Raw genomic sequence first — 11,596 nt, 5'->3', positions numbered from 1 at the left:
AACAGCAGCGATGAGAGTAACCCACGGGCCGTCTCACCAGCGCCGAGGCGCTTCAAAAAATCGATGCGGGTCGCGATGCGGCCGACATGCGGGATCGGCCGCTTTTCGCCGTCGGCGACAAGACGGCAAGGGCCGCGCGCGCCGCAGGCTTCACCCGCGTCATCGATGGCGGCGGCGACGGTGAGCGTCTGGCCGAGACCATCGCCGCCTTCCCGCCCCCAGGCGATGGCCCGCTGCTTTATCTCGCCGGCGATCCGCGCGCGCCCTTTTTCGAGGCAGCGCTTCGACGGCTCGACCTGGCTTTCGAAACCGTGACGGCCTATGCGATGCGGCCGGTCGCCGATCTGCCGGTCGTAGCCATCCTGGAGGCTGCAAGGCCTCAAGCCGTGCTGTTTTACTCGGCGGCCGCGGCCGCGCGCTTCTTTGCGCTGGCCCCGCCGCAATTGCTTGCGGAGTACGGGCTGAACCCGCTTTTCCTCTGTCTCAGCGCCAAGGTGGCGGCATCGGTTCCCGCTTGCCTCTCCGCCTCGGTCAGGATTGGCGGGGCGCCAGACGAGGAAGGCCTGCTCGCGCTTCTGAATTGACGGCGTTTTGCCGCGTTCGACCTTTTGCCGGGAACAACAAGCCCACAAAGACCTTTTCTAAACAGCGCGCGCCCTCTAACTTAGCGGCATGAAGCGCAAAAGAGGTAACCATGGTTTCGGACACGCCGTCACAGCCCCCGAAGAACGATAAACGCGAGGAGAATACCATGACGCCGGCGGACGATACCGGCCGCGAGCCCGCGACCCCACCCGCTGCGCCTGAGGAAAATGACGCTGCCGTCAAGACCGCAATGGCCGATGTGGCGGCCGCGATCAAGCGCCATGAGGAACACGGCGCCGACGAGACGCCGGCCGAAACGGAAAGCGAGACGGACGAGGCGACAGCCGGCGACAAGAACGCCGGAACAGCGCCGGGTGACGGCAGCGCGCCGCCGCCGCCGAAAAACGATGAACCGCCGGAAGACAATAGGCGCGGGCCCGGCGCAGGGCCTCTGCTTGCGGCAGGGCTTGCCGGGGGCATGATCGCACTGGCGGGGGCCGCCGCGCTTTTCTATTCCGGCGTTTTCGGCCAGACCAGCGCTTCGGCAAGGCTGCAGGAGGAATTTTCCGCGCTCCGGCAAGAGGTTGCCGCGCTCAAATCCGGCGACCAGTCGGGCGCCGTCAACACGCTCCGTTCCGATCTTTCTGCCTTGAAAACACGTGTTGAAAGCCTCTCCGGCAATGGCGGCGACGGCCTTTCCGCCCTTCAAAGCCAGGTGGCCGAGCTGCAGAAGACGGTTCAGTCGGATGCCAGCCAACTGCAGTCGCTTGCCCAGGAAAATGACAGTCTGAAAAGCGCGGTCAGTTCCGACCGGCAGACCATGCAGCAGAAACTTTCGGCGCTTGAGCAGAAGGTGAACACGCCCGGAAAGGATCTTGCCGTTGCCCGCGCGATCGCGGCCGCCGGTCTGAAATCGGCCATTGACCGGGGCGATGATTTCGCCGCCGAACTCTCCACCTATGCCCAGGTCGCGCCTCAGAATGCCGACCTATCCGCGCTGCAATCACTGGCGCAAGACGGCGTGCCGACGCGCGAGGCCCTGACCGAACAGTTTTCGTCGCTTGCCAACGACATCATCGAGGCCGCCGACCAGCCACCACCTGATACCGGTATCTTCAACCGTCTCGTCGACAGCGCCAAGGGCCTCGTCAATGTACGACCCGTCGGTGATGTCCAGGGCGACGGCGTGCCGGCGATCGTCGCGCGCATCGAGAACGACCTCAAAGCAGGCAAGCTGAAACAGGCCGAGCAGGAATGGCAATCGCTTCCCGAAGACGCCAGGGCCGTTTCCGCGGATTTCGAACAATCGCTATCCGCCCGCATCAAGGCCGATGACCTGGTCTCGGAAGCGCTGTCCGGCGCACTTTCCAGCACCGCCGGCGCGCCGGTTGCGGGCGCCGCGACGGCCCCGGCCAACTAAGGAAGGAACGACATGATCAGGCTGCTCATCTTCGCGCTCGTCGTTCTCGCCTTCGCGCTCGGCTTTTCCTGGTTCGCGGACCGTCCCGGCGAACTGACGCTGACCTGGCAGGGACAATTGTTCCAGACGCCGCTGACCACGGCGCTGGCGCTGCTGATCGCGCTGATTTTCGTCGTCATGGTGGTCTGGTGGCTGGTGAGCGCGCTCTGGACGTCACCCAACAGCGTTCGCCGCTATTTCCGCGCCCGCAAGCGCGACCGCGGCTATCAGGCAATCTCCACCGGGCTGATCGCCGCGGGATCCGGCAATCTGGTGATGGCGCGCAAGATGAGCACGCGCGCCCACGCGCTGCTCAGCGTCGACCAGGAACCGCTCATTCATGTGCTGGATGCGCAGGTGGCGCTGATCGAGGGCAATCACGACAAGGCCCGCCGGCTGTTCGAGACCATGGCCGAAGACCCGGAAACGCAGGAACTTGGCCTGCGCGGGCTTTACCTTGAGGCCAAGCGCGTCGGCGCGGAAGAAGCCGCCCAGCAATATGCCGAGCGCGCCGCCGACAAGGCGCCCTATCTCGCCTGGGCCGCCAAGGCGACGCTCGAGGCCCGCACCCGCCAGGGCCGCTGGGACGATGCCATCCGCCTGCTCGACCAGCAGCGTTCCGCCAGGGTGACCGACAAGCAGGATTCCGCCCGCCTGAAAGCGGTGCTGCTCACGGCGCGGGCGGAAAGCAAACTGGACACCGACACCAAGGGCGCAGCCGCCGACGCGCTTCAGGCGCTGAAGCTGCGCGATGATTTTCATCCGGCCGCGATTATTGCCGCCAAGGCCTATCTGGCGCAGGGCAATCTGAGAAAATCCGCCGGCGTGCTGGAAATGGTCTGGAAGAAGGAGCCGCACCCGCAGACCGGCGCGCTCTATGTGCGGGCGCGCGGCGGCGACACCGCGGTAGACCGACTGCGGCGGGCCGAGAAGCTGGAGGGTCTGAAGCCCAACAATCCGGTTTCGCTTATGGTGGTCGCCCGGGCGGCGCTCGATGCGCGCGAATTCGACAAGGCGCGCACCAAGGCAGAGGCCGCCGCCCGCATGCAGTCGCGCGAAAGCGCCTTCCTCCTGCTCGCCGATATCGAGGAAGCGGAGACCGGAGACCAGGGCCGCGTGCGCCACTGGATGGCGCAGGCGCTGCGCGCCGAGCGCGACCCGACCTGGGTCGCCGACGGACTGGTGTCCGAATACTGGCGCCCCTTCTCGCCGGCGACCGGCAAGATCGACGCCTTCGAGTGGAAAGTGCCCTATGGCGCGATCGAGGGGCCGGTCGAGGAAGGCTCGGCGACCCGTCTGGACGAGGCGCTCAGGAGCCTGCCGCCCGTCGGCGGCGCGAAGGCGGATGACGAAAAGCCCGCCGAAGATGCCCCGATCTTCGATGACGCCGCGGAAGCGGAAGCCGAGGCCATGGCAAGCGATGCCCCGAAGGGCCCGACCGGTGACAAGCCGGAAGCCCCGACGGTGATCGATGCGGCTGCCGCCGCGCCGGCCGCCGTCACCGAGGCCGCGCATATCGCCGAGACAGAAGAAAAAGTTGCCCGCACCCCTGCCCGAAGCGCAGAGGAGGAGGCACGCGAACAGCGCGAAGCCTCCGAGACGGCGCGCGAAGCGCCTGCCGATGGCATAAAGGCGAATGGCGAGCCGGAGGGCGACCGGAAGGCCGCGCATGCGGATCCCGTGTCCACCGACAAGCCGGCCGAGGACGCGTACGCGCCGCCCCGCCCCGCCGAAAGCGGTCCGGAGGAGGAAGACGAGGCCGACAGGAAAGCGGGTCTCTCGCCCTTCGGTGGACGCACGCCGGATGATCCGGGCATTGACGACGGTGAAGACGACGATCCGCCGCCGGCGAAAAAACGCAGATTTTTCTGACCGACCGTCCTGGCAATTGTCATAACCGTAATTTGACTGCGCGGGTGCTATTGGCCTATTGGCGGAAGAGCGCCAGCGCGCCATGATGTTTTCAGACTCACCAGCAAGGCACTTCCCGCATGTTCGAAAAAATCAGCCGGTTTCTCCAGGACATCACCAATGACGGCGCGGATGAAAGCACCCGGCCGAATGATGCCCGCGTCGCCGTCGTTGCGCTCTGCTATCAGGTGATGGAAGCCGACGGCGTGGTGAGCGAGAGCGAGCAGAAGCGCCTGCGCGAACTGATGGAAAGCCAGTACGGCCTGCATGGCGCGGGGCTGGAGGACCTGATTACGGCCGGCGAAGAGGCCGGCAGCGAGGCCGTCGACTTCTACCGCTTCACCTCCGATGTGAAACGGCATCTCGATGAAGACCAGCGCATCCGGCTGATCGGGCTGCTCTGGGACATCGCCTATGCCGATGGCAACCGCACCGAGATGGAAGACAATGTGGTCTGGCGGATTGCCGAACTGGTCGGCGTTTCCGGACGCGACCGTGTGCTGGAACGGCAAGCGGCGCTGAAAAGGGCGAAGATTGCGGACGAGAAAGATAGCGAAAGCGATGAATGACAGAAAGAAACCGGTCCTGATCATCCTGCATCAGGAACGTTCGACGCCCGGGCGGGTCGGCCAGTTGCTCATGCAGAAGCGCTTCCCCCTTGACATTCGACGCCCTGCCCTCGGCGACACCCTGCCTTCAACGCTCGAAAACCACTCCGGCGCCGTCGTTTTCGGCGGCCCGATGAGCGCCAACGACAATGAGGACTATGTCCGCCGCGAGATCGACTGGCTTGATGTTCCGCTCAAGGAAGATCGCCCCTTCCTCGGCATCTGCCTCGGCGCGCAGATGCTGGCCCGACAACTGGGCGCGAAGGTCTACGGCAATCATGACGGCTCGGTGGAGATCGGCTGGTATCCGATCGAGGCCACCAACAATGGCCGGATGCTGATGAAATGGCCCTCCATGGTCTACCAGTTCCACCGGGAGGGTTTCGATCTGCCGCATGGGGCCGAGCTTCTGGCGCGCGGCGACCTTTACCCCAACCAGGCCTATCGTTACGGCAAGAAGGCTTACGGCGTGCAGTTTCACGCCGAGCTGACGCGGATGATGATGCAGAGCTGGGTGGTGCGCGGCGCAAGCCGTTTCACCCTGCCGAAAGCGCAGCCGGGCAGCGCGCATCTGGAAGGCCGCATGCTGCATGACCGCGCCCTGAAAGCCTGGCTCGACAATTTCCTCGACATCGTCTTCGAGGAAGCCGGCTGAGCGGGCCCTATCGCCCGACGAGATGGTCGGGCGTTTCCAGACTGTCGACATTGCGCAGCTTGGTGAATTTCATCGCCCAGATGCCGGCGACGGCCAGCGACCCGACGCCGCCGAAGATGACGGCGGGGACCGCGCCGATGACATGGGCCATGGTGCCGGCGCGGAACTCGCCGAGTTCGTTGGAGGCGCCGACGAACACCATGTTCACGGCATTGACCCGACCGCGCAATTCGTCCGGCGTCCACAAAGCGATCAGGGTTTCGCGCACATAGACCGAAATCATGTCCGCGCCGCCCATCACCGCAAGCGCCGCAATCGAAATCCACGGGCTGGCGGAAACACCGAAGACGATCGTTGACAGGCCGAACAGGGCGACGCCCGCGAACATGTAGTAGCCGGCATGGTGGCGGATCGGCACGCTTGCCAGAACCAGCGCGACGAGCACGCCGCCAACGCCGGGCGCGGCGCGCAGAAGGCCGAGCCCCCAGGGACCGAGATCGAGAACATCGCGCGCAAAGACCGGCATCAGCGCCACGGCGCCGCCGAGAAGCACCACGAACAGGTCGAGCGAGATCGCGCCGAGCACGACCTTCTCGGTGGTGATGAAGCGGAAGCCGGCGAGGATGCTTTCAAACGAGACGGCGCTTTGCGGACGCCGGTTCGCAGGTTTCGGCACCATCAGCATCAGCACGGTCGCGCCAGCGAAAAGCGCAAGGGCGGTGGAATAGGCCAGCACCGCGCCGCCGCCGTAAAGCAGGCCGCCGGCAACCGGCCCGACGATGGAGGCAATCTGCCAGGACGAGGAATTCCACGCAATCGCGTTGGCAAGGTCCTTTTCCGGCACCAGGTTCGGCGCCAGGGATTGCAGCGCCGGTCCGGAGAAAGCCCGCTCCGTGCCGAAAACGGCGAGAAGCGCGAAGACCGGCCAGGGCGAGAAAAGCCCGAGCGCCGTGATCGTCAGCAGGGCGGCGGCGCACGCAGTCGCGACGGCAAAGCAGATCGCCGCGATCATCCGTCGGTTGTAACGGTCGGCGACCGTGCCGGTCACCAGCGTCAGAAGCAGCGAGGGCAGGAACTGGAAAAGCCCGATCAGGCCGAGATAGAAAGCGTTTCCGGTCTCGTCATACATCTGCCAGCCAACTGCGACGGAGACGATCTGGACGGCAAAGGTGCCGAGGAAGCGCGAGAAGAAGTAAAGGGCGTAGCTTCGGTGTCGAAAGGCGTCGAAGCGGGCGCCGGTCTCCGAGTTTATCATCTGGACAAGGCTTTCCGGAAAACGAATAGCGAGACTGTTCCGGATTTTCGAACGATCTCAACCGTCGAAGACCAGAGGCCCCTTGCCCGTTTAGATTTGAATGTCTAAATGTTTGCAAGGAAAAAACGGGAGTTTTCAATGATCGCGCTACTCGAGACGGTTTATTACGCACTTGAAATCTATAAGTGGGTGATCATCGCCAGCGCCATATTCTCCTGGCTTTATGCATTCAACATCATCAATGCGCGCAGCGAATTCATCAATTCGATCGGCCGCGCGCTCTATGCCATCACCGAGCCGGTCTATCGACCGATCCGCAATTTCCTGCCCAACCTGGGCGGAATCGACATTTCCCCGGTGATCGTCCTGTTGATCGTGTTCTTCCTGCAGCGCCTGATCGTGACCGGCCTGATCCCGCAGTTTTACTGAGCGCTCGGGAGCTTCGCAGCGGTCTGCCGGTCGCCCGGTTTGCCTGCGCGAGCCGGTCGTCTGTCTTGATAAAACTGAAAACGCCGGGCTCTCGAGACCCGGCGTCGTCGTTGCGCGCATCAAACCGAAGACGCGGAACGTGAAAAGCCTCAGCCCTTCTGTTTGGCGCGTTCGATCGCCTCGACGATCAGCTTCTTGGCTTCGTTGACATCGTGCCAGCCGAAGATCTTGACCCATTTGCCGGGTTCCAGATCCTTGTAGTGCTCGAAGAAGTGCTCGACCTGTTTCAGCTGGATTTCCGGAATGTCGGTGAAATTCTGGACCTTGTCGAAGCGGGCGCTGACATCCTGCGAGGGGACGGCGATGATCTTTTCGTCCTTGCCGGAATTGTCTTCCATCATCATCACGCCGATCGGGCGGACATTGATCACGCAACCGGGCATCAGCGGCCGAAAATTGCAGATCAGCACGTCGATCGGGTCGCCGTCATCGGAAAGCGTGTGGGGCACGAAGCCGTAATTGCCGGGATACATCATCGGCGTATAGAGGAAGCGGTCGACGACCAGAACGCCGGCATCCTTGTCCATTTCGTACTTGATCGGCTGGCCGCCCATCGGCACTTCGACAATAACGTTGATATCGTCCGGCGGGTTCTTGCCGATGGAAATCGCTTCAATACGCATAGGTGCCTCCAAACAGGGAAAATATCGCGACTTGGATAATCAAATTGGACGGACAAAGCAATAACGCGAAATGACTTCCGTTAATTTCCCGGTCGGCGTGTGCCGCAGGCCACGACAGTCAGTCCCAGGCGTAGGAAATCCTGCCGATCAGCCGGTCGCCATAGTGCTCCTCGGCGAAGGCGAGAGGCTTGCCGCCGAGCCCGCTGAAGAAGAGGGCGGCCTGGTCGAGCGTGTCGATCGCCCAGCAGATCGTGCCCTTGCAGCCGAGCGAGTTCAGCAGCCGGCGCGCCGCCTCGAACAGTTCGCGGCCAAAGCCGAGCCCCTGATATTCGGGCAGAAGATAGATCTCGTAGATCTCGCCTTCCTGCGGCAAGGTCTTCACCCGGTTGAGGCCGACGCTGGCATAGCCCACCGGCTCGCCCTCGACAGCGAGCACCAGAAGCGTTTCCTCGCTGGCGATCGCCCGCCGCCACCAGGAAAGATTGCGCTCGGTGATCATCCTCTGAAGAACGGCATGGGGAATAATGCCCGCATAGGTATGCTGCCAGGCGCGCCAGTGCACGTTTGCGATCTTTTCCGCATCGTCCGCTTTCGCGGGGCGCACATCGCCAGACAATATCCTCATGGCACCCTACCGATATTCTTTCTCTCTCGGCACAGGCCGAGAATACGACAATCGACGTCATTTGCCCACACCAAATCGAACCGGAGGCCCGGCGGCATCCGCTCAGCTCGATCAGGCTGACCTGCCGTCCCGCCGCTTGAAAGCATCGGCAGCGGCCGATACGAGGCAATCGGGCATCAACGGGTCCTCGAAAACAGCGGTGATCTCCAGAACCGCGCTCAGCGCGCGCAGGGCTGCAAGGTCGCTGTCCGTCGCGCCGGAAAGCCGCGCCATATCCTTGGCGGTCGTGACCGGCGAAAGCGCGTCGGCATTTGCCCGGGCAACAAGATTGCGGGCCCGCGCCGGCGTGATCGCTTCATGGTCGGCAAGCCGCACGCGTTCGGCAACGATCGCGCCAAGCCCTTCAAGCGTATCGAAGAACTTGTCGGGGTCGCCGATCCCGGCATAGGCGAGCACATGGCGGCCAGCGAGCCGGTCAGCCTCATCGCCCGCCGGCTTCTGGCTGAAACGCTCGACCGGCACATGCGCCTGCCGCGCAACGGCGGCGACATCCGCCGCGCCTGGTCCCTCGCCGTTGAGGAGAACGACATCGGCTTTCGGAAACTGGGCGGCAAGCGGCGCTCTCAAAGGCCCCGCCGGCAGGCACAGGCCGTTGCCAAAGCCGCGCCTGGCATCCACCACGGCGACCGTGAAGTCGGGCCTCAGCCTGCCGCTCTGCAACCCGTCATCCATGATGATGAAGTCAACGCCCTCACTCACCAAGAGCTCCGCCGCATCAACGCGCGCCGGAGAAACGGCCGCAGGCGCGGTGCGCGACAGCATCAGCGCCTCGTCGCCCACATCGGCATGGGTATGCCGTTCGGGATCCACCAGACGCGCCGAGGTTACCTTCGCGCCGTAGCCCCGCAACACGAAACCGGGCTTTCGACCCGCGGCAATGGCCGCCTTCGCCAGCGCTTCCGCGACCGGCGTCTTCCCTGTTCCGCCAACGGTGAAATTGCCCACGCACAGGACCGGAACGGAAACGCTTGCCCCTTTCGCCCGCCGCATGCGACGGCCGGCAATGGCCCCGTAAAGGCGCGAGAACGGCCAGAGAACGAAGCTCAGCACGTGGCCCTTCCGCCACCAGAATGCATGGATTGTCGTCTTCATGCGAAAAAGGCCGCCCCCGTTTGACGACAAGAGGAAAGGGCGCGCCTTCAGCGAAGAGCCTTGCGCAGATCCTGGCTCGCAATCTTGTCCTTGATATTGACGGTGCGCTTCTTTTCAGGAACGGGCCGCGGCCGGGCGAAGAACCGGGCCTCCAGCCGCAGGGGCGCCAGAAAGCGCTCCATCCCCTTCATCGTCTTGATCAGCGCGCCGCGCATGTCCCGGACGCCGGCATAGCCGGCCGAAATCATCAGGCCGCGCGCATCCCGGTCGCTTAAGAGAAAATCGACCGACTGCATCAGCGCTTCCGGCCCTTCGACGGTGCGCACCGCGCCGCGCTGGCGAAGCTGCCTGTAGGTGTCGCGGAAATTGTCGATATAGGGGCCGGTGATCACCGCCACGCCGAGCATGGCCGGCTCCAGCGGGTTCTGCCCGCCCTTGGCAACCAGCGAACGGCCGACGAAAGCGATTTCGGTGAGGCGCAGGTAGAGGCCCATATCCCCCATCGTGTCGCCCAGAAGAATATCCGTCTCTTCCACCGGTATTTCGCCGAGCGAACGACGGCAGACATTCAGCCCCTTCGCGGCAAAGAGCCCCGCCAGCACATCGCCGCGATCGGGATGGCGCGGCACGATCACGGTCAGGAGGCCGCGATGCTTGCCGCGCAGCGCCACATGCACGTCGGCGGCGATCTTCTCCTCGCCGTCAAAGGTCGAAATCGCGGCCCAGACGGGCCGCTCGCCGATCGCCTCGCGCAAGGTCCGGACAAGATGGTCATCAGCCGGCGGCGCATCGCGATCAACCTTCAGGTTTCCGGTCACCGTGACATGCAGGGCGCCGAGATCGGAAAACCGTTCGGCGTCGAGGCCGGTCTGGGCCATGACCAAGGAAAAGCGCGAGAACAGGCTGCGCGCCAGTTCCCGGCGATGCATCCAGCGTTCGAAGGAGCGATCGGAAATCCGGCCGTTGACGATGATCTGCGCAATCTTGCGGCGGGCAAGCTCGCCGATCGTGACCGGCCAGACCTCCGTTTCCACGTTTACGGCCAGATCCGGCCGCCAGTAATCGAGAAACCGGGAGACGGCCGGGATTGCGTCGATCGGCACATATTGGTGGATCACGTCATCGCCGAAACGCTCCGCGGCGAGCCTGGCCGAAGTGACGGTTCCCGTCGTCAGGAGAATGGAGAGACCGCAGCCCCTGATCTCTTCGATCAGCTGCGTCACGGCAAGCGTTTCGCCGACGCTTGCGGCATGGACCCAGACCAGCGGTCCGTCCGGACGGATGCGCCCGGACCGCCCGAAACGTTCGCCGAGGCGACCGCGTTCTTCCTTGCCCTTGTGCTTGCGATACTGAAGTATCGCCCACAATAGAGGATAGCCGAGAACACCACCGAGCCGGTACCCGTTATTGGCGAGCCAAACTGATGAACCAGTTTTCATACCTTCGTCCGCATCCCCGTTCTGAAACCTAAGGACAGGCAGCCGCACCGCTACCAAAACGCGAATCACCTGTTCCTAGAAATACCACCAAGCGGGAATCCGGACCAAGCCAACATTTTCGAAAAATGTCGTTTTGCCGCTGCGTTCAACAAAAAACGCAAAGTAACGCAGAAATCTACTTACATAGAATGCGCTAATCTGCAGAACGTCTAAAACATGTCCGTGCGGCGAAAAAAAGGAAACCGCTCGCGAGGATCAGCTTTCGGGATCGAGAAGGCGGTGCAGATGAACAATGAAATAACGCATATGGGCGTTGTCGACCGTCTGCTGGGCCTTTGATTTCCAGGCCGCATGGGCGCTCGCGTAATTCGGATAGATGCCCACGATGTCGAGCGCGTCGAGATCGGTGAATTTCATGCTTTTCAGGTTTTCCAGTTCGCCGCCGAAGACGAGATGCAGCAACTGCTTGTTTTCAACCGTATCAGCCATGTTGAGCCTCACTTGTTCGTTTGCCTCAATTCCTCCGGCCAGTGTGTCGAAGGTTTGATTGCTCTTGTCAAGATTGTCCGGGCGGGCCGAATTGCCGCAACAGCGTGTCGACCAGCGCCCGGTTGCCGGCAAAGAGCGTACCGTGACGCACGCCCGGACGGTTATAGAAAAGCGCTTTGCCCCTGTCATCGAGAAGCGTCGCTCCGGCGCGCGAAAGGATGATGTCGGCCGCGGCCAGGTCCCAGTCGTGGGAGTTCGGCTTGACCAGCGTGCCGTCAAGCCGGCCCTCGGCCACGAGCGCAAGCC

12 protein-coding genes and 1 pseudogene are annotated in these 11,596 nt (G+C 63.3%); 6 read left to right on the top strand and 7 right to left on the bottom strand.

The annotated features are described in order from the left end of the window. Nucleotides 1-53: 53 nt before the first annotated feature. From AC5DC2_RS11475 to AC5DC2_RS11455, 5 genes and pseudogenes are all read left to right on the top strand, one after another. Nucleotides 54-584: pseudogene (locus tag AC5DC2_RS11475) on the top strand (uroporphyrinogen-III synthase); the annotation flags it as partial. Between the two features lie 167 nt (nt 585-751). Next, nucleotides 752-2,005 (top strand): COG4223 family protein, encoded by a 1,254-nt coding sequence (locus tag AC5DC2_RS11470; protein WP_491698567.1) that lies wholly within the window; start codon nt 752-754, stop codon nt 2,003-2,005. Nucleotides 2,006-2,017: 12 nt separating this feature from the next. Continuing rightward, nucleotides 2,018-3,916, top strand: coding sequence for a heme biosynthesis protein HemY (locus AC5DC2_RS11465; protein ID WP_024706556.1), 1,899 nt, complete (start codon nt 2,018-2,020; stop codon nt 3,914-3,916). 119 nt (nt 3,917-4,035) lie between these two features. Further along, nucleotides 4,036-4,524 (top strand): tellurite resistance TerB family protein, encoded by a 489-nt coding sequence (locus AC5DC2_RS11460; protein WP_024706555.1) that lies wholly within the window; start codon nt 4,036-4,038, stop codon nt 4,522-4,524. After that, nucleotides 4,517-5,218 carry a glutamine amidotransferase gene (locus tag AC5DC2_RS11455; RefSeq protein ID WP_024706554.1) on the top strand — a complete coding sequence of 234 codons (702 nt, stop codon included), beginning with the start codon at nt 4,517-4,519 and terminating at the stop codon, nt 5,216-5,218. The genes AC5DC2_RS11460 and AC5DC2_RS11455 overlap by 8 nt, the downstream gene beginning before the upstream one ends. 7 nt (nt 5,219-5,225) lie before the next feature. Here the strand turns inward: AC5DC2_RS11455 and AC5DC2_RS11450 are convergent, their stop codons facing one another. Next, complete coding sequence (locus AC5DC2_RS11450) at nt 5,226-6,473, bottom strand: MFS transporter (RefSeq protein ID WP_491698566.1); 1,248 nt, start codon at nt 6,471-6,473, stop codon at nt 5,226-5,228. Nucleotides 6,474-6,611: 138 nt separating this feature from the next. On the opposite strand from AC5DC2_RS11450, the gene AC5DC2_RS11445 reads away from it, so the two are divergent. Next, complete coding sequence (locus AC5DC2_RS11445; protein WP_024706552.1) at nt 6,612-6,902, top strand: YggT family protein; 291 nt, start codon at nt 6,612-6,614, stop codon at nt 6,900-6,902. Between the two features lie 149 nt (nt 6,903-7,051). Here AC5DC2_RS11445 and ppa read toward each other — a convergent pair whose 3' ends face one another. The 6 genes from ppa to AC5DC2_RS11415 all read right to left on the bottom strand — a co-directional run. Further along, on the bottom strand, nt 7,052-7,585 hold the full coding sequence (gene ppa / locus AC5DC2_RS11440; protein ID WP_024706551.1) for an inorganic diphosphatase: 534 nt from the start codon (nt 7,583-7,585) through the stop codon (nt 7,052-7,054). 118 nt (nt 7,586-7,703) lie between these two features. Next, entirely contained in the window at nt 7,704-8,210 is a 507-nt protein-coding gene (locus AC5DC2_RS11435) for a GNAT family N-acetyltransferase (RefSeq protein ID WP_024706550.1), read from the bottom strand. A gap of 111 nt (nt 8,211-8,321) precedes the next feature. After that, on the bottom strand, nt 8,322-9,362 hold the full coding sequence (lpxK, locus tag AC5DC2_RS11430; protein ID WP_491698565.1) for a tetraacyldisaccharide 4'-kinase: 1,041 nt from the start codon (nt 9,360-9,362) through the stop codon (nt 8,322-8,324). Between the two features lie 47 nt (nt 9,363-9,409). Then, entirely contained in the window at nt 9,410-10,801 is a 1,392-nt protein-coding gene (locus AC5DC2_RS11425) for a 3-deoxy-D-manno-octulosonic acid transferase (RefSeq protein ID WP_491698564.1), read from the bottom strand. A gap of 255 nt (nt 10,802-11,056) precedes the next feature. Then, a complete protein-coding gene (locus AC5DC2_RS11420; protein WP_024706547.1) occupies nt 11,057-11,290 on the bottom strand; it encodes a DUF4170 domain-containing protein in 234 nt (77 codons plus the stop codon). A 67-nt stretch (nt 11,291-11,357) separates the two neighbouring features. Then, a partial coding sequence (locus AC5DC2_RS11415) for an inositol monophosphatase family protein (RefSeq protein WP_491698563.1) occupies nt 11,358-11,596 on the bottom strand: 239 nt, incomplete at its 5' end.

This window comes from Martelella sp. (assembly GCF_984369615.1).
The sequence above is the reverse complement of the archived record's forward strand: the minus strand, read 5'-3'. Positions and strand labels throughout refer to the sequence as shown.

Excerpts from the sequence above, each read along its gene's own strand:
- AC5DC2_RS11435 (WP_024706550.1), bottom strand. The coding sequence starts at position 8,210 with ATGAGGATATTGTCTGGCGATGTGCGCCCCGCGAAAGCGGACGATGCG.
- AC5DC2_RS11460 (WP_024706555.1), top strand. The coding sequence starts at position 4,036 with ATGTTCGAAAAAATCAGCCGGTTTCTCCAGGACATCACCAATGACGGC.
- AC5DC2_RS11425 (WP_491698564.1), bottom strand. The coding sequence starts at position 10,801 with ATGAAAACTGGTTCATCAGTTTGGCTCGCCAATAACGGGTACCGGCTC.
- ppa (WP_024706551.1), bottom strand. The coding sequence starts at position 7,585 with ATGCGTATTGAAGCGATTTCCATCGGCAAGAACCCGCCGGACGATATC.
- AC5DC2_RS11445 (WP_024706552.1), top strand. The coding sequence starts at position 6,612 with ATGATCGCGCTACTCGAGACGGTTTATTACGCACTTGAAATCTATAAG.
- AC5DC2_RS11420 (WP_024706547.1), bottom strand. The coding sequence starts at position 11,290 with ATGGCTGATACGGTTGAAAACAAGCAGTTGCTGCATCTCGTCTTCGGC.
- AC5DC2_RS11455 (WP_024706554.1), top strand. The coding sequence starts at position 4,517 with ATGAATGACAGAAAGAAACCGGTCCTGATCATCCTGCATCAGGAACGT.
- lpxK (WP_491698565.1), bottom strand. The coding sequence starts at position 9,362 with ATGAAGACGACAATCCATGCATTCTGGTGGCGGAAGGGCCACGTGCTG.
- AC5DC2_RS11465 (WP_024706556.1), top strand. The coding sequence starts at position 2,018 with ATGATCAGGCTGCTCATCTTCGCGCTCGTCGTTCTCGCCTTCGCGCTC.
- AC5DC2_RS11470 (WP_491698567.1), top strand. The coding sequence starts at position 752 with ATGACGCCGGCGGACGATACCGGCCGCGAGCCCGCGACCCCACCCGCT.
- AC5DC2_RS11450 (WP_491698566.1), bottom strand. The coding sequence starts at position 6,473 with ATGATAAACTCGGAGACCGGCGCCCGCTTCGACGCCTTTCGACACCGA.